The sequence below is a fragment of the Leadbetterella sp. DM7 genome (assembly GCF_040829825.2).
Classification (GTDB): Bacteria; Bacteroidota; Bacteroidia; order Cytophagales; family Spirosomataceae; genus Leadbetterella.
The window spans coordinates 1-17,688 of sequence record NZ_JBFOLH020000014.1 but is presented as its reverse complement, the minus strand read 5'-3'; the positions used below and the strand labels follow the sequence as shown (position 1 = coordinate 17,688).

15 protein-coding genes are annotated in these 17,688 nt (G+C 49.4%); 8 read left to right on the top strand and 7 right to left on the bottom strand.

The features are described 5' to 3' along the window. Positions 1-2: 2 nt before the first annotated feature. Together AB2U10_RS14755 and AB2U10_RS14750 are read right to left on the bottom strand one after the other, a co-directional pair. A complete protein-coding gene (locus tag AB2U10_RS14755; protein ID WP_367915609.1) occupies positions 3-239 on the bottom strand; it encodes a hypothetical protein in 237 nt (78 codons plus the stop codon). After that, positions 208-813, bottom strand: a complete 606-nt coding sequence (locus tag AB2U10_RS14750; RefSeq protein WP_367915608.1) for an RNA polymerase sigma factor — start codon at positions 811-813, stop codon at positions 208-210. Before AB2U10_RS14750 ends, AB2U10_RS14755 begins: the two co-directional genes overlap by 32 nt. 306 nt (positions 814-1,119) lie before the next feature. Between AB2U10_RS14750 and AB2U10_RS14745 the strand changes: the two genes are divergently transcribed. Further along, positions 1,120-2,469 carry a hypothetical protein gene (locus tag AB2U10_RS14745; protein ID WP_367915607.1) on the top strand — a complete coding sequence of 450 codons (1,350 nt, stop codon included), beginning with the start codon at positions 1,120-1,122 and terminating at the stop codon, positions 2,467-2,469. On the opposite strand, the gene rimO is transcribed toward AB2U10_RS14745, so the two are convergent. After that, positions 2,462-3,772, bottom strand: a complete 1,311-nt coding sequence (rimO, locus tag AB2U10_RS14740) for a 30S ribosomal protein S12 methylthiotransferase RimO (RefSeq protein WP_367915606.1) — start codon at positions 3,770-3,772, stop codon at positions 2,462-2,464. The two genes, AB2U10_RS14745 and rimO, sit on opposite strands and share 8 nt — an antisense overlap. Positions 3,773-4,073: 301 nt before the next feature. Further along, positions 4,074-6,077: a T9SS type B sorting domain-containing protein gene (locus AB2U10_RS14735; protein ID WP_367915605.1), complete on the bottom strand. Its 2,004-nt coding sequence runs from the start codon at positions 6,075-6,077 to the stop codon at positions 4,074-4,076. A 75-nt stretch (positions 6,078-6,152) separates the two neighbouring features. Between AB2U10_RS14735 and AB2U10_RS14730 the strand changes: the two genes are divergently transcribed. Both AB2U10_RS14730 and recO read left to right on the top strand, forming a co-directional pair. After that, positions 6,153-6,737 carry a hypothetical protein gene (locus tag AB2U10_RS14730; RefSeq protein ID WP_367915604.1) on the top strand — a complete coding sequence of 195 codons (585 nt, stop codon included), beginning with the start codon at positions 6,153-6,155 and terminating at the stop codon, positions 6,735-6,737. After that, on the top strand, positions 6,727-7,410 hold the full coding sequence (recO, locus tag AB2U10_RS14725; RefSeq protein ID WP_367915603.1) for a DNA repair protein RecO: 684 nt from the start codon (positions 6,727-6,729) through the stop codon (positions 7,408-7,410). The genes AB2U10_RS14730 and recO overlap by 11 nt, the downstream gene beginning before the upstream one ends. Positions 7,411-7,549: 139 nt before the next feature. Here the strand turns inward: recO and plsY are convergent, their stop codons facing one another. Together plsY and AB2U10_RS14715 are read right to left on the bottom strand one after the other, a co-directional pair. Continuing rightward, positions 7,550-8,140 (bottom strand): glycerol-3-phosphate 1-O-acyltransferase PlsY, encoded by a 591-nt coding sequence (gene plsY, locus AB2U10_RS14720; RefSeq protein ID WP_367915602.1) that lies wholly within the window; start codon positions 8,138-8,140, stop codon positions 7,550-7,552. Between the two features lie 118 nt (positions 8,141-8,258). Further along, positions 8,259-9,419 carry a 2-isopropylmalate synthase gene (locus AB2U10_RS14715; RefSeq protein ID WP_367915601.1) on the bottom strand — a complete coding sequence of 387 codons (1,161 nt, stop codon included), beginning with the start codon at positions 9,417-9,419 and terminating at the stop codon, positions 8,259-8,261. Positions 9,420-9,647: 228 nt separating this feature from the next. Between AB2U10_RS14715 and pyk the strand changes: the two genes are divergently transcribed. The 3 genes from pyk (at position 9,648) to AB2U10_RS14700 (ending at position 13,310) form a co-directional block, all read left to right on the top strand. Next, positions 9,648-11,105 carry a pyruvate kinase gene (pyk, locus tag AB2U10_RS14710; protein WP_367915600.1) on the top strand — a complete coding sequence of 486 codons (1,458 nt, stop codon included), beginning with the start codon at positions 9,648-9,650 and terminating at the stop codon, positions 11,103-11,105. A 241-nt stretch (positions 11,106-11,346) separates the two neighbouring features. Further along, a complete protein-coding gene (locus AB2U10_RS14705; RefSeq protein ID WP_367915599.1) occupies positions 11,347-12,135 on the top strand; it encodes a UDP-2,3-diacylglucosamine diphosphatase in 789 nt (262 codons plus the stop codon). Continuing rightward, entirely contained in the window at positions 12,132-13,310 is a 1,179-nt protein-coding gene (locus AB2U10_RS14700; protein ID WP_367915598.1) for a glycosyltransferase family protein, read from the top strand. Before AB2U10_RS14705 ends, AB2U10_RS14700 begins: the two co-directional genes overlap by 4 nt. On the opposite strand, the gene AB2U10_RS14695 is transcribed toward AB2U10_RS14700, so the two are convergent. Next, positions 13,275-14,747 (bottom strand): MFS transporter, encoded by a 1,473-nt coding sequence (locus AB2U10_RS14695; protein ID WP_367915597.1) that lies wholly within the window; start codon positions 14,745-14,747, stop codon positions 13,275-13,277. The two genes, AB2U10_RS14700 and AB2U10_RS14695, sit on opposite strands and share 36 nt — an antisense overlap. Positions 14,748-15,159: 412 nt before the next feature. Here AB2U10_RS14695 and AB2U10_RS14690 point away from each other — a divergent pair, with 412 nt between their 5' ends. Beyond that, positions 15,160-15,510 (top strand): hypothetical protein, encoded by a 351-nt coding sequence (locus AB2U10_RS14690; protein ID WP_367915596.1) that lies wholly within the window; start codon positions 15,160-15,162, stop codon positions 15,508-15,510. A gap of 590 nt (positions 15,511-16,100) precedes the next feature. Further along, on the top strand, positions 16,101-17,564 hold the full coding sequence (locus AB2U10_RS14685) for an SGNH/GDSL hydrolase family protein (RefSeq protein WP_367915595.1): 1,464 nt from the start codon (positions 16,101-16,103) through the stop codon (positions 17,562-17,564). Positions 17,565-17,688 lie beyond the last annotated feature (124 nt).

Below are 17,688 nucleotides of genomic sequence, written 5' to 3'. Positions count from 1 at the left end.
GCTTAAACAGCAGGCTTATAATTTCTCGAATAATCAAATATCCGCTCTAATGTGATGTCTTTCGGGACAAGCTCTATCTGATCCATTTCTTCCTTTAACTGGAGGCAGTCGAGGTAGAAATCCAGGTTTTCGGTATCACCGGCTATCCATTCTTCGATCAGAAGATTTTCAGAAGGGGAGGTTTCGTTGTAAACATAACGTATTATCTCATTCTGAGTCGATGTAAAGGTTTGTGTCATAGGCATATTTTGTTTTACTCATCAATTTTCGCAGATTGATAAGAGCATAACGCATACGTCCTAAGGCAGTATTGATACTCACTCCGGTGGCTTCGGCGATTTCCTGGAAACTCAGGTCTTCGTAGTGCCGCATCACCAATACCTCGCGTTGCTGCTGGGGCAGCTTTTTGATCAGGCTTCTGAGATGTTCATGAGACTCTTTTTTTATCTGAGCAGACTCAATGGAATCTTCTGCAAAATTCAGCGAGTTAAAAACACTGCTACCATCCTCAAATACTACGTTTGGATAACGTTTTGCTCTTCGAAAATAGTCAATGGCAAGATTGTGAGCTATTCTGAGTATCCACGGCAAAAATTTACCTTCTTCATTGTACCTCCCTTCCTTGAGCGTTTTAATGGCTTTTATGAAGGTGTCCTGGGTAAGATCTTCAGCTACGTAGCTGTCTTTTACCACAAGATAAATGGTAGTGTAAACTTTAGATTTGTATCGATTAACAAGAATAGTGAAAGCATTCTCATCTCCTCTGATATAAGCAGATATAAGCTCACTTTCGTTAACTTTGTTTTTGTCCATTATATTTTCACATTAGTTAACGTAGAGTTTTATACCATATTGTATCAAATAAGTGTTTTAATGATGAAAAATGTTCACGGGGTAAGAGGGTGATTTTTCAGAGGAAAGCCGCTACTGCCCGTAGTTCTGTGTCAAAAATCTAAACTATTTGAGACTTTTGCAAATTTTAATGCAAATTTTATGCCGTTTAATCACTTTTTTTTAAAATCCGATGAATGGTATGATTTTTGGGATTTGTTCTCTGCACGGAAACCGACCGGTGTATCGTTTTAGTTTACAGGGTGTGCTAAATGTGAGAAGGAGTCTATGTTTTCAAGGATATTTACTTTATTATTATTGCTGATTGCTTTCAGAGCCGCTGCCCAGCGGGAGGCCGCCATGCGTGACCTGATCATCACCCAGGCAGGTGAGCAGATCCGTTGCCGTATCGTGGATGAATCTTCCATGCGGTTCAGCTATATGTATGTGAATGAAAAAGGAAAGCAGGTAAAAACCGAGATATTCAAAACACTCATTTCTTCGTTTAAATACAATTATTTCCCGGAGGATCTCACTGCCGGCAAAAAGGAGCCGGCGGTAGCCAGCAGCTCAGCCCGTTCAACGGCGCGGAAGGCCGCTTCCCGGCCGGAACAGGATACCCATCCGCCTGCCCGTGAAGCCTCCGTACCGGCAACGGAGCGGAAAGAGTCGCCGTCTTTGCAGGAGGTGGCCACCCGGAAAGAAGAAAGCACCCCGGCTGTTTCAGCCAGTAAGGAAACCGCCGTGAGCCGTTCTGCAGCCGGTATGCCGGCTGGTAAAGAGAGCAGTACAACCGGGACGAAGAGAGAGACAGCCGGCAATAGCCCGGCAGATAAGCGGGAAACAGCGGCCGGAAGCCCGGATACAAGGCCCGTGACAGAAGAAAAGACCGGTGCGAAAGAAGCCGCAACAAAAGAAATCATAGCGAAAGAAGCCGTAACAAAAGAGGCCGCATCAGATGAATACGTGTCGCCGCTGAAAGGAAAGACCGAATTCACCAATTATCTTAAATACCGTATCGGCTTTAAGGGCGGACTGGGCAATATTATTGACGAAAATACAGATAATACACCGTTTGGCCTGTTCAATGAGAAGCTGAGAAGAGGATGGATCTACGGGGTGGATGCCGCCGTTTTCCTGAATGACCACGTGGGAATAGGCGTAGCTTACCACAGCTACCAGTCAGCGAACAAGAACAACCGGCTTGATTTTCCTAACCGGGTAACGGGCAGTGATTACCGTACGGGCTCACTGGAAAGCAAAGTGAACCACAAGTTTGCAGGGGCCACGCTGCTGGGGCGGATAGGAATGGACTATAAGACGTTTATTGTGGCTACGGTAAGCCCCGGGTATTATTTTTACAGCGACAAAGGAGTGGAAAACCAGATGGAGTATGTGTTCAGGGGTGGCACCTGGGGAGGAGCCGCTACCCTGGGTATTGATTTCCTGCTGGGGAGTAATGAAACCGGGCGTGACGTTATTCTGAGCTTTGAATGCGGCTACAATTACGGCCGCTTAAAGAGCCTGGATTACGGGGGCACCGTGGGCCGGCGTGACCTGGCCGAACCCATCAGCCTGAGCCGGCTTGATTTTGCCGTAGGACTGCGGTTTACGCGGTTCCCGCGGTATCTCAGATAACGGGGACGCCGTAAAGGTCGAATTCGGTGGCCGAGGTGATTTTTACCCGGGCGAAGTCGCCGATACGTACATAATGCTCGGCGGGTATCAGCACTTCATTGTCTACTTCAGGCGAGTCAAACTCGGTGCGGCCCACAAAGTGGCCGCTTTCTTTTTTGTCTATCAGCACCCGGAATTCCTGCCCTATCTTGGCCTTGTTCTTTTCTTCGGAAATGCCCTGCTGCAATTCCATGATAAGGTCGGTTCTTTCCTGCTTTTCTTCCGGGGTAACATTGTCTTCAAACGAGTAGGAATGGGTCTGCTCTTCGTGGGAGTACTGGAAAACTCCCAGACGCTCAAAGCGTTGCGCTTCAACGAAACGGTACATTTCTTCGAACATGTCTTCGGTTTCACCGGGGTGCCCCACAATAAGGGTGGTTCTCATGTGGATGCCGGGAATTTTTTCGCGGATGGTTTGGAGCAGCTGCTCGGTTTTGGGGCGGTCAATGCCCCGCCGCATTTTTTTCAGCATTTCACTCGATCCGTGCTGCAGGGGCATGTCCAGGTATTTGCAGATGTTGGAACGCTCGGCCATTACATCCAGTATATCCATCGGGAACCCGGCGGGATAGGCGTATTGAAGCCGTATCCATTCCAGGCCGTCAATATCGGAAAGGCGGGCCAGGAGCTCTGACAGGTTTCTTTTTTTGTAGAGGTCCAGTCCGTAATAGGTCAGGTCCTGGGCAATAAGGATGATCTCTTTGGTGCCTTTGGCCACCATGTTCCGGGCCGAAAGGACCAGCTCGTCTATGGGTCTGGACTCGTGTTTACCCCGCATCAGCGGAATGGCGCAGAAGCTGCAGGGCCGGTCACAGCCTTCTGCAATTTTCATGTAGGCGTAATGGGAAGGGGTGGTCAGCAGGCGCTCGCCGATCAGCTCGTGCTTGTAATCGGCTTTCAGGGTTTTCAGCAGCCGGGGAAGCTCATTGGTGCCAAACCAGGAGTCTACCTGGGGGATCTCGGTTTCCAGCTCATGGCGGTACCGGTGCGACAGGCAGCCCGTTACGAATACTTTTTCTACCTGGCCGGCCTCTTTGGCGTCTACATACCGGAGAATGGTGTCAATGCTTTCCTGCTTGGCATTATCAATGAACCCGCAGGTATTGATCACCACGATCTGCGAATCATCTTTAGCCGATTCATGGGTAACGTTCATGCCGTTTCCCCGCAGCTGCGTATACAGCAGCTCGGAATCGACCAGGTTTTTGGAACAACCCAGTGTTACTATATTGATTTTCGCCTTTTTATTGCCCTTGGTTTTCATTTATGCCCGATTTAGGGGCAAAGATACGAATTAGTTCCGAGTTCCGAGTAGAGAGTTCCGAGTGGAGAGTTCCGGGTAGAGAGTTCCGAGTGGAGAGTTCTGAGTAGAGAGTTCCGAGTGGAGAGTTCCGGGTAGAGAGTTCCGGGTGAGGTATCTTCTGTCACCTCGAGCATAAACGAGCATGAAAGTGCGGAGTTTGCCAGTGAGGCTGTCGGGAGGCACCTGGTTCCCGTCTTCACCCGAACTGACAGATGCCAGCTCTACCCGTTATTTCCCACCCATTACTCTCCACCCGGAATTACTAATAGAGCAGCACAAAGCTTCCGTTCTTGCTGATCACCTGCCCGTTGACCATTTCGGCTTTGAGGGTATAGAGGTAATTACCGAAGAGGGCCCGCTCACCGTTGGGCAGGCGGCCGTCCCAGCCTTTGGTGGGATCCAGCACTTCTGCTACTTTCTGGCCTGAGGAGCTGAAAATTTCCATGCGGAAGGTACGGATGCTGGCCAGGTTGCCAACGGCGGCAAAGGTATCATTGGTGTTATCGTTGTTCGGCGAAAAGGCAGTAGGCAGGAAAAGAGCACCCTTAACGGCAAAGGTCACCGGGTTGGAAGATGACTCCCGCCCGTCGCTGCTTATGGTTTTTACCACGAAAGTGCCGGTGCTGTTAAAGGCGGCGGTGTTGATGGCGTGCGAGTGGATGGAAGCACCTGCCTGCTGGGTACCCAGTGGGGGACCGGAGGGGGTGTCGCCTTCGTAATAAATGATGCTATAGTGATTGATACCGGCTTCGGCAAACGGAACGGCGGCCGTCCAGTTGAGCGTGCTGTTGCCGCTTTCCGAGAGGAATACGGAGCTGAATTCGGGTGTGAAGACGGAAGCGTTCCCGCATTGGTCCACGTACCGCACTTTGTATTTTTCACTTTTGGTGACCGCATCAGGGTCGGTGATGTACACCGTGGGTCCGTCTGCCGGCAGTACTTCGGCCAGGGCATAGTCGGTGCCGTCGTGCTTAAACAGCTCCCAACGGTCCAGTGTATAGGGGCTTAGCCCGTTACCTTCAAAATTTATACGGTTTTCCGTGCCCTGGGTAGTGACGTATGCCCCGGAGGGAAAGTCGGTCAGATCAACGCGGTGGTCGGTGCAGATCTGGTTAGAGAGGCTGCTGCCCGAGAAATTGGCACCGCTGACAACGCCCGAGTAGGTTACCCGGATGCGGTAGCAGTTTCTTTTTGAGCAGTCGAGGTGATCATCCTGGTAGGTAGTGAGCCCGTTTACCGGTATTATTTCGGTTTGGGTGTCGCTGATCTTCACCACATCAGAAGCCACCGTTCCAACGGCATGGCTGCGCCATTGCAGGTACGCAGTGGTTGTGGTAGGTGGCAGGGGTGAAGTGAGCGGTACGGAGCAGATGTCGCCTGAGCGCAAAGAAAACAGCCCGCAGTCGGCCATAGCAGGTTGAATAAAGTAGCAATAGACCAGGTCAGGATTCGGCGGAGTATCGGCTATCCGGTCGTCCACGGCAGGATCCAGGTTGTTTCTGACAGGGGTAAGCCCTACATTGGGCTGGCCTGCCGGGTACCTGAAGAGGTTGTAGGTCTGGCCGTACTGCCCCCGGAAGTCGAGGCTGATGCTCTTGTCTTCCAGCACTTTGAGCTCTTTGATCTCCGGGTAGTAGTCAAAGTCTTTTCCTGCGGGATTAAACGGTGGAATTACCGTGGTCATGGGCGGTGAGGAGCAGGTTTTACTGCCACCCTGCCCGGCAATGGTCAGCTTATTGGTTACGTTCTGTACCGGGAAGCTGTAGGGCGAGTTGCCGGGCGCTACGGTATGGACCTCGTCGTTGATGGTAATTTTATAGCTTGAATAGTCATTTAAAGGGTGAGCGGGTATGCTGATCTGCAGCACGGTGGGGTGTGTGCAATAGGTGTAGCTGAAGACCGGCGTGCTGGAGTTCCGCACTTTTATTTTTTCCGGGAGGCAGTACACGGTTTCTTTCCCGTCTTTTTTGCCTACCTGGATCACCTGGTAAAGACCCGGTTTTTCAACGGCACGCAGATCAAGGGCAGGACTGCCCGACGCGAGCACCTCTTCGTATGACTCTCCCCGGTAGTTATAGTAGTATACCGCATCTTTTACATCGGCGGTGTTGGTGACGGTGACGGTTTCGTTATGGCAGATATCGTTGCTGCTCAGCTTAAATCCACCGGGCGCATACCGGCTATCGGTACAGATACCCTGGGCGAACGAGCTTACCAGCGGCATCAGGCAGAGGATTAGAAAAGCAATTCCGGATGAAGATCTCACGTAACTTTTTAACTTTTAAAGTTGGTATTCTTTTTTTGCCACTAAATTTGAGTTAAATATAGCGGATTCTGAGGAATGAGCGATGAAAAGGAGATAAAAAGATACGAACCTTACGGTTTTCTGCTGGTGTTGGGCATGGTGTCTATGCTGGGGGTAATGCTGTATTCCCTGTACAAATTCAGGCAGAATCTCCGGGCGGGCCTTATCGCCGCACCCGAGCCGGGGTCGTTGGTGTATACGGCTGCAGGTGTGCTGGTGCTTGCGTTTGTTTTCCTGGTGCTGAGCGCCCGGTTCTCCCGGTTGCAGCGGTTTGCAGCGGGCCGGTTTTGCCTGGGGGCGTCTTTTGCCTGCAGCGTTTTTTTTGTGGTTTTGCAGGTCATGGTGCTGCCGGTGCAGCGGGCGGTGCCAGACCCGGTGCAGCAGGGGAATTATTTCCTCGCTTTTCTCATAGCGGTTCATTTGTTGTTTGCGCTGGCCGGGCTGGTGGCCACGGGCCTGATGCTGGCGCGGGTGTTCCGGAACCAGCAGTACGTGGAAGCCTTTATATTCAGTGTGAATCCACCCAATATACTGAACATGAAATTACTGATCCGGTATATGGGCTTTGTGACGGTATTGTGGGTGGCGGTTATTCTTTTCCTGGCAGGTCATGTTGCATAAAACAAGGGGGATCGTTTTAAATTATATCCGGTATAAGGAAACCTCTATCATCGTAAAGATTTATACGGAAGAGTTTGGTTTGCAGACGTATGTGGAAAACGGGGTGCGGAGTGCCCGGAGCAAGGGAAAAATCGCCCTCTTTCAGCCCCTGACCCTGGTTGACCTGGTCGTGTATTTCAAGCCGGGAGTTGAGATTCAACGTATTTCGGAGATCCGCTGCGGACACCCGTTTTTTCATATTCCCACTGACATCAAGAAGATGACGCTGGGCATGTTCGTTACAGAGATCCTGGGGCTGACCCTTCGTGAACATACCGGGAACCCGGCTCTTTTCAATTTCCTGCAGGAAGCCCTGCTTTTCCTGGAGGAGCAGGAGGAGCAGGTAGAAAATTTTCATCTTTTTTTCCTGATGAGCCTGAGCGCTTACCTGGGGTTCGGGCCGGAGACCGCCCGCGATATCCGGAAGCAGCTGCAGGAAAACAGCATACCTATGGGAACCGGGGAGGAGGCCGTGCTGCAAAAGATACTGGAGATGCCGTTCGGCGGGAAACTGGATATCGGTAAAAGCCAGCGAATGTTTGCACTGGACCGGCTGCTTGATTTTTACCGGCTGCATGTAGACGGTTTTACCGGGGTGAGGTCTGTTCAGGTGTTGAAGGAGGTGTTGGAGTAGTTAGTACCGAGTAGTTAGTGCCGAGTAGATAGTTCCGGGTAAGTAGTACCGGGTGACGAGTTTCGAGTACCGGGTGGTTAGTTTGGAGGGATGAGTTCGGGATGTTTGGTTCCGGACAGGAGAACAGGCTGATTCCTGTTCAGCGTTTACCGGAGAGCCGGTTTTCTGTACCGTTCAACAGGCGGGCCAGGTTTTTGCGGTGAGAGATAATAAGCAATGCTGCCAGAACCGTGGCTATGATCAGCATTTTCGGGGAGTTTCCGGCCTGGAAGCAGGTATACACCCAGAAAGCCAGCACACCGCATACAGACCCCAGCGAAACATAGCGTGAAAAGTAGAGCACTATGCCGAAAACCGCTATGCTGATCAGGGCGGCCCACGGTGAAAAGGCCAGGATCACCCCGAAGCCGGTGGCGATACCCTTACCGCCCTTAAAGCCCACGAAGGGGGAGAAGAGATGTCCCAGAACAGAAAATACGCCGGTCAAAAGGATGTTTTCGGGGGTGAACCCGAGTTTTCCGGCGATCAACACCGGGATCAATCCTTTCAGCATATCAATAAATAATACAATTATGCCGGCCTTTTTACCGAGTACGCGCAGGGAGTTGGTCGCCCCGATATTCCCGCTGCCGTGCTGCCGGATATCGAGGTGATGAACGTATTTAGCGTACCAATAAGCGGTTGGGACAGAACCGATTAGAAAAGCCAGCACAAATTCTAAAAACATCATACCGATTTAAAATTTGGGCAAAGCTACAAAAATCAACCGGGATACAATATTAAAATAGTGCAAGAGTTGGAAGTAACTACCCGGTACTACTTACTCGGAACTATCTACCCGGAACTACCTACTCCTTCACCCCCTGCAGCTCTTTCATCAGCTTCACCAGGCCGCCGTCATTTACTTCCTTGATTTCATCTGCCAGTTCCAGGAATTTCTCATATACGGTATTGAGCTCTTCTTTTTCCAGCTCGTAGCCGAGCAGGGCAAGACGGTGCTTCAGGGCGTGCCGGCCGCTGCGGGCGGTCAGGATGATGTCTGATTTGTCTACGCCTACTTCCTGTGGAGTCATGATCTCGTAGGTTTCTGCATGCTTCAGGAAGCCGTCCTGGTGGATACCTGAAGAGTGGGCAAAGGCATTGCGGCCAACAATGGCCTTGTTGGCCTGTACCGGCATACGCATGGTTTTGGAAACCAGGCGGCTGAGCGGAGCCAGCATTTCCGAGCGGATGTCGGTGTGCAGTCCCAGCTGCTTATGAAGCTTCAGGATCATGGCCACTTCCTCAAGCGAGGTATTCCCGGCTCTTTCCCCGATGCCGTTGATGGTCACTTCTACCTGGCGTGCCCCGGCGGTAAGGCCGGCAATGGTATTGGCAGTGGCCAGCCCCAGGTCGTTATGGTTATGCATGGAAAGAATGGCCTTATCTACATTCGGTACGTGGTTCATGAGGTAGGTAATGCGCTCATGCATCTGGTGGGGAAGCAGGTAACCGGTGGTATCGGGCAGGTTGACCACGGTGGCCCCGGCACGAATCACGGCCTCGGTCAGCCGGGCCAGGAATTCGATGTCGGCACGGCCGGCGTCTTCTGCATAAAATTCCACATCCTCCACAAATGTCCGGGCAAATTTAACGGCCTCTACCGCCCGCTGCAGGATGTCTTCACGGGTGCTGCTGAATTTGTATCTGATATGGGTATCTGAAGCCCCGATACCCGTATGAATACGCGGTTTCCGGGCATGTTTCAGTGCATCGGCGGCTACTTCAATATCATTTTTTACCGCCCGGGTAAGCCCGCATACGGTAGCGTTTTCCACGGCCTTTGAAATGGCTTCCACGGCCCTGAAGTCACCGGGGCTTGATACGGGGAAACCGGCTTCAATAATATCTACACCCAGCTTATCCAGCTCTTTGGCTATCATGATCTTTTCGTCGATGTTCAGCTGGCATCCCGGCACCTGTTCGCCGTCTCTCAGCGTGGTGTCAAACACATAAATTTTCTCGCTCATATTCACTATTAAGGGTAGATTAACGATGGGACAAAAGTAAGGAAATTCAGCAGGGAAGGAAAGGATCAGGTACCCGAAAGGGCCAATTAAGAATAATATGCCAATCATTTAGAAAGTATCTGATATTTTATTCTGTTACTATGAATGAATATGTCTAATTTTACGCCCGTATTTTTTGTTTTTCAGGAATAAAAGCCTGTCAGAAGTGGTAAAAACCGTTTTTTAGTAATGATAAAGAAGACCAAAATAGTGGCTACGGTGGGTCCGGCCTCGGAAAGTGAAGAAATGCTGATTGCTTTGGCGAGGGCAGGAGTAAATGTTTTCCGGCTTAATTTTTCGCACGGCACCCACGAGGAGCACAAAGTAAGAATAGAAAGAATCAGGAAGATCAACCGTGAGCATGGGTTTCACTGTGCCATTCTGCAGGACCTTCAGGGCCCGAAGATCCGGGTAGGACTGATGGAAGGCGGCAATGCCGGTGTTCCGCTTGAAAAGGGAAGTCGCTTTATTTTTACCAATGAAGATATTGTAGGAAACTCGGAGCGTGCCAGCACTCCTTACGACGGGATGTACCGCGATGTTAAGACGGGAGACCGGATCCTGATGGACGACGGGAAGCTGGAAGTGAAGGTAATAGAGATCAACGAAGAGACCCACGAAGTGATCACCGAAGTGGTATATGGGGGCCTGTTAAAGCAGAAGAAAGGGGTTAACCTGCCCAATACCAATATTTCGCAGCCTTCGGTAACGGATAAAGATTTCCGGGATCTGGAATTCGGGCTGGAGAATGATGTGGACTGGGTAGCCTTGTCATTTGTACGTACGGCAGAAGAAATTCTGAAGATAAAAGAATACATCAGGGAAAGAGGATCGCAGGCACGGGTAATTGCCAAGATGGAAAAGCCCGAAGCCATTCAGAATATGGACGAGATCATTGATGCCGCTGACGGTGTGATGGTGGCACGGGGTGACCTGGGCGTTGAAATGCCCTCGGAAGAGGTGCCGATCATCCAGAAAAGGCTGGTCAGCCAATGCCACCTGGCCGTGAAGCCGGTGATTGTGGCTACCCAGATGCTGGAAAGCATGATCGACAGCCCGACCCCTACCCGGGCAGAAGTGGGCGACGTGGCCAATGCCGTTCTTGATGGTGCTGATGCGGTCATGCTGAGCGCAGAGAGCGCCTCCGGTAAGTACCCGTTGCTGGCGGTACAGACCATGACCCGTACCATTCAGCATATTGAAGAATACGGGGACCCGTCGGTGCTGTATTACCGGCACCATACCCGGGTGACCGACCCGAACTATGTTTCGATAGAAAAAGACAACGATAACGTGATCATGATGGGCTGTCGCCTGGCGCGTGACCTCCGGGTGAAAGCCATTGTAGGCGTAACTACATCGGGGTATACCGCTTTCCGTTTGTCGCACCACCGGCCCAAATCGCAGATTTATATCGTTACCGGGAATGAAAAGCTGCTTAACCAGCTCAGCCTGTACTGGGGAGTGAATGCGTTTTCCCAGAAAGATCTTGAGCACGCCGATAACGAGCTTATCCTGATCGATGAAGCCAACAAGTTCATTGAGAAGAAAGGGCTGCTGGTGAAAGGAGATAAGTTTATCAACATGTCGAGCTACCCGCTCGGAAAGCAGCACAGGACGAATAACCTGACGCTGATGACGGTGTAGGAAGGTATAAGTTAAAAGTGAACAGTTAAAAGTGAACAGTTAAGGTACATTTCTGCATATAATTACGGAATGTACCTTAACTTTTAGTTTTTAGTTTTTAACTTTTCACTTATCACAATCCTCACATAAATACAGAATGTTCCTTAGCTTTTAGTTTTTCACTTTTATCTTTTCACTTATTTAACGGTCTGGTAACAATCCCTTAATTACCAGGTAATTTCCGGTGCAGATATTTGCGTATATGAAAAACCGATATCGCACCGTAGTCATCTCTGACCTTCATTTAGGCACCGGCGGATCCAAAGCCCGGGAGGTGACGGAGTTTCTCAAGTCGTGTCGCTGCGACCGGCTCATTCTCAACGGCGACATCATTGACGGCTGGCAATTGAAAAAGTACGGCTCCTGGAAGAAAAAGCACACCGGGTTTTTCCGGGTGGTGCTGAAGATGATGGACCGCTACGATACCAAGGTGATCTACCTGCGGGGCAATCACGATGATTTTCTTGATAATGTGCTTCCGCTGGTGATAGGAAAAAATTTCCAGATCCGGAGAGATTATATTCTTAAATCGGGGGAAAGGAAATTTTACGTAACCCACGGCGATGTGTTCGACAGCGTGACGTTGCACATGAAATGGCTGGCTTACCTGGGCGACCTGGGCTATACTTTCCTGCTCTGGCTGAATAAACAGTATAACCGCTACCGTACCTGGCGCGGATTGCCGTATTTCTCCCTGTCGCAAAAGATCAAAAATTCGGTTAAGCAGGCCGTGAATTACATTACAGACTTTGAAGAGAAGCTGTCGGAAATGGCCCGTGCCAAAGGGTGCGACGGCATTATCTGCGGGCATATCCACCAGCCGGCCATCCGGGACATCAACGGGGTGCTGTACCTGAATTCAGGCGACTGGGTGGAGTCGCTTTCTGCGCTGGTTGAAGATGACGAAGGCAACTGGGAGCTGATTTATTTCCGGGAAAAAGAGGTGGAACAGGAAGCTCCTTTAACGGTTTCACTGGCCATAACGGGATGAAATTTCTTTTCATTGTGCAGGGAGAAGGGCGGGGGCACCTGACCCAGGCCATTGCCCTCGCAGAGATCATCAAAAAACAGGGCCACGAGGTTTCGGGGGCACTGGTAGGCTCCGGGAGCGGTCACCGGGTCCAGGCGTTTTTCCGGGAGGCCTTCCCGGCAGAGATCATACCTTTCGTCAGTCCGGGACTGGCTTACAGCCGGAAGACCAGGGCGCTTTCTTTACCCAATACTTTCAAGGCTCTTTTCCGGCATTTCCGGCAGTATTGCAGCAGCCTTTTCCGGATAGATCGCTGCATCCGGGAGCTTCAGCCCGATGTTATCGTCAATTTTTACGATGTTTTGGGAGGCCTGCACCAGGTGCTGTTCCGGAAAAAGGCCCCGATGGTGTGCATTGCTCACCAGTATTTAATGCTGCACAAAGATTTTGTTCACCCGGAGGGCAACCGGCTGAACCGTTTTTTAGTGAACCTGAACAGCCGCATTACCGCCCTGGGTGCTGAAAAGAGGCTGGCTTTATCGTTTTATGCCGGTGAGCCGGATAAAAATATCCACCTTGTTCCGCCACTTCTGAGAGATGAGGTAAAAAAGCTGGATCCCGGGCCGGGAGATTATTTCCTGGCCTACGTGACCCAGCAAACCATGGCCGATGAGATAGCCGGCTGGCAAAGAAGATTTCCTGTGAACCGTATTCACTGTTTTTCAGACAGGCCCCAGGAGGAAGAGGTGGAGGAGGTCTCACCCAACCTGTTTTTTCATCGGATAAACGGCTCCCGGTTCCTGGAAATGATGCAGAAATGCAAAGGGGTTATTTCTACGGCAGGCTTTGAGTCGGTTTGTGAAGCCATGCTGCTGGGCAAGCCCGTGCTGATGGTACCCATAAAAAACCACTACGAGCAAACCTGTAACGCCATAGACGGGGAGCGGTCAGGAGCCGGCTTGTACCGCAATACATTTGCCGTCTCTGATTTTATCCGTTTTATGGCAGGTTATACAAACAAACGCTCCGTTTTCCGGGAGTGGGAGGCCGCAGGCGCCAGGCTCATTTTAGAGCATTTGATCCAACCGGCCGGTAATCCGGCCGCTGCTTCCCCGAGTTTGACTCCCCGGCCTTTCACTGCCGACAATTTCAAGGCTTTTTCATTCCTTCACCAGCAAGGTCAGCAGCCCGGCTAAAATCATGGAAATCCCGCCGATGATGAGCGCGTAGACCGGTTCGCTGTTAAAAAAGGTCTTTAATACAAAGCCCAGGATAGTGCCTGCCACAATCTGTGGAATTACGATAAAGAAGTTGAACACACCCATGTAATACCCCATTTTGGCGGCTGGCAGGGAGTTAGACAGGAGCGTATACGGTACGGATAGGATACTGGCCCAGGCAATTCCCACCCCGGTCATGGCCAGGATAAGGTGGGTCCGGTCAGTGGCGAAATAAATGGAAATCAGGCCCAGTCCGCCGAGGGTCAGCGCCAGGAGGTGGGCCTTCTGATTGCCCATTTTTGCCGCCAGCCTCGGCAGGCCGAAAGCGGCTACTGCGCATACCAGGCTGTAGAAGGAGAACATAACAGACACCCAGTCGGCGGCGTCATTGTATACTTTTGAGGTAGGGTCGTGCGACCCGAACACGTGCCCTGTAACAGCCTGGGTGGTGTATATCCACATGGCAAAAAGAGCGAACCAGGTAAAAAACTGTACCAGGGCCAGCTGCTTCATGGTGGCCGGCATATCCAGCATGCCGGTAATGATTTCGGTGAAGCCGTTGGAGATACGGTTTTGCCGCAACAAACCCGCCAGTACAAACAACAGGCCGGTTAAGGCCACACCGCCCGAGAGAATGAACAGCTCTTTGTCGAGCCCGTTCATGCTGATCAGCTGCCAGGAGAGCAGCCCTGCCGCCAGGAATGCCAGCCCGTAAATCATTTGTTTCTGTACGGGTACATCGGTGACGGCGGTTTCGGAAGATACGCTTCCTTCAAATTTTTCGAGCTCTTCCGGCGGGTATTCGGAGGAGCGCAGCACGGTCCAGAGCACGGCCAGGAAGAATACAATACCGCCACAGTAAAACGACCATTTGACCGATTCGGGGATCACACCGGGTCCGGCTGTATTGGAAAGGCCGATCCAGTTGGTAAAAATATAGGGCAGGGCAGAGCCTACCACCGCCCCCAGGCCGATAAAGAAGCTTTGGGTAAAGAATCCCAGCGGGCGTTGTTTTTCGTTCAGGTTGTCGCCTACAAAAGCGCGGAACGGCTCCATGCTGATGTTAATGGAGCTGTCCATGATCCAGAGGGTGCCTATGGCCACCCAGAGCGCGGGTGAATTGGGCATGATGAGCAGGGCCAGCGAGGCCAGCAGGGCCCCGATCATAAAGTAAGGTTTTCTACGCCCGAAGCGGGTCCAGGTTTTGTCTGAAAAATAGCCGACTACCGGCTGAACCAGCAGGCCGGTCACGGGGGCAGCCAGCCAGTACAGGCCGATTTTATCGACATCGGCGCCCAGGGTTTCGAAAATACGGGAAGTATTGGCATTCTGCAGGGCAAATCCGAATTGTATGCCTAAAAAGCCAAAGCTCATGTTCCAGATCTGCCAGAAAGAAAGGTCAGGTTTTTTCATGTATGTATACTGGTTCCGAGTGTATAGTTCCGGGTATATGTACCGGATGCCCGGCTACGGGTGTCTAAAAAGTGAAAGTTACTTTAGAAATGATCAAATACAAGCGTTTTGCCTGTTTTTTTGATTTGTAAGAATTCCTGAAAAAAAGTACATTCCCCGGGTAGTTGTCCTATAGATTTCTTAGTTAAGTGCAATTGCCTGAAAATCAGCTGGAAAGGTAACCCTATGAGATTTCAAACGAATGCTTGTACTTTTTATAGAACTGTGGTACTATTCTAATATTTTCGTAGCATCCTGGAAGGAACTTTTTTCAGGTAATTGACACGAATTAAGTAAGTTATCTACCTTTGTGATGTCAGAACAACGAGACATTAAACCAAATTTATTACATAATCAAAAAACCAGAAGAATTATGAAAAAGCTTGTAATCGTATTGGCGTTATTGGCCGGATTGGGCAATGCTTATGCAAACGAATCTTTACCTGCCGCTCCTAAGAAAGTGGAGGTGAAAGTAGTTGACGGACTGAAATTCAAAGTGACCATTCCTGAACTGGTTGAGAAGGGATCGGTATCTATCAAGAATGCAGCCGGTGATGTAATTTACCGCGAGGTTATCGGAGAAACTCCGGCTTTTGTAAAGGTGTATAACCTGGCCGGTTTCCCTGACGGAGATTATGCTTTTGAGGTCAGAGTGGCTGGAAAAGTGATCTCCAAAGACATTAAGATCAATACTACTACTAACAGAGTAGCTTCAGTAAACTAAGAAAAGCCGCTTACGGTAAAACAGGGTCGTTGCATGCAGCGGCCCTGTTTTTTTATTGACCAGCTTTACAAAAAATCAATGCGGGCCGAATGGTTACCGATGATGGGATACAGGTCAGCGCTAAGTGACCGGGTGGAGATTTTTTTCTTCCGATGGTATTCGACCCGGTGCTTTTGGTCATGCTGTGATTGCCAATATATTGTTTCGTTTCGGAATAGGGATCATGGAAGGTTAGATACGGTTGAAAATGAAACTGTGTAACTACACGAATTGATTCAAATCAATTTTTTTCTTATTTTAAATCAAGAGATTATGTGTAAACCTCCCCTTAACTTTGCTGTGTTAAAAGGAGGACGTCTCCCTTTCTTGAATAAACACAAATTGAGATTAGTCTGTCTTTATAGATTCCGGGACTTGTCATAAAAGGAATCACGTAGCCTTATGGCTAATTGAATCAATTTTTTCTTGATTTGAATCAAGAAATGGTTTAGACGGTGCAGGTTTAATATTGTAATGAGATTATAACACATCATTTAATTAAAGAATCATTACATTTTAGTTATCATAGAATCAATGTATTATAAAAATCAATGAAGAATAAAGTGCTACTAAATTTACTACTTGTTATCGGAGGTCTGATGAGCTGCGGGGAGAAGGATATCCTGAAATCAGACGTTCCTGATGTTTATGTCATTAATGGAGATACTATAAAAAGCAGGGTTGAAAAGGAGATTTCCCTCCTAAAGGAACGAACCCGTTTTATCAAATCTTTGGTGATTGTGGGCGATACAACTGTATTTATTCCGCCTGTAAGACCTGGAGCACCTCCTCAGCCCTCACTGGATTTACGGGAATTTCAGCGGTCGGAAAACAAGGGTAAACCGTTCCAATATTATGCATACGGCAGCAGCTTAACAGCAGGGTTCAGAGATGGCGGTTACTTTAATGACGGGATGGAAACCAGCTACCCGGTATTAATTGCCCGGCAAATGGGGTTGACTGACTTTAAAACACCCACTTTTGCCCATCAAAACCTGAACGGGGTAGGCAGATTAGTGCTTACCCACTTTAACCCTACGGGCGGGCCGGCTCCAAAATTTAAGCTGGTAAATAATAACCTGGGCATTTCTGTAAACACGGAGAAGGATTTTGAAATGGAAAAGAACCGGGAGGTAAGCCAGTTGAAGAACTGGGCGGTAGCCAACTCGGAGCGGTGGCAATTGTTACAGCTTTTTAAAGATGGAGGAGAGAATATTTTTGCAGACCGTTTAGGTGATAACGAATATTCCGTTTATTGTGAAAAGAACCCTGCAGATTTGGTAACCTTAGAATCGGGCTATACAGACCTGGTGAAAATGGTTAATGGAGAAGCTTTAGCAGGGTCTTTCGATGCTATCATACCCTGGGGGGCGATAGGAAATAATGAACAGCGGCTGGCCTGGGGAACTACTAATTTAGTAACAGGGGAAAGGAAGAGGCTTTTGTGTGTGGCCAATATTCCGGACCCCATGGATACTCCTCTGTTTTACGTAGTGACGGCGAGAGAGGTATATAATAGCCTGCTGGTAAAAAGAGACCTGGTATTTCATTCTAACACTGATTTAGATAATTCTGTTTTCCTGATGAACTCCACACTTGACTCGCTGTTGAGTCCGCGGGTCAGCCTGGCGCTTAAAGAAGACATTGTTGTAAATAAGCGAACAAAATTAGGGGGGCCTATGGATGTTAGAGCATACTATAGCGAATTTGTAAGTAATTCGGTCTATAATAATATGCGCTATAAAAATATAGAAATAGAAATACTTAGTGAGAGATACAATTTTCCGGTGGTAGACCTGCACGGCCTTTTTAAAAAGATCAGGGAAGGGAAGTTTATTACGGATGATGGGGTTCAGGTGGAGTTTAAATACCCGGGAGGGAATTTTTATTCTAATGATGGTTTCTATCCTACAGCGTTTGGGCAGGCTGTAATAGCCAACGAGTTTATTAAAGCATTGAATAAGCATTATGGAATGAAAATTCCTTTGATTAAAACCCGTGAGTACCTTAAATAGGGTTTGCTGTTAACAGGCTAAATTCTTTATTAAAAGGGGATTATTTCTTATTTTTCGGAGGCAAAAGCGAATAATATGGCAAAAGCGCGTCAAAAACGTGCATCAAGGCAGGCCTATATGCCGG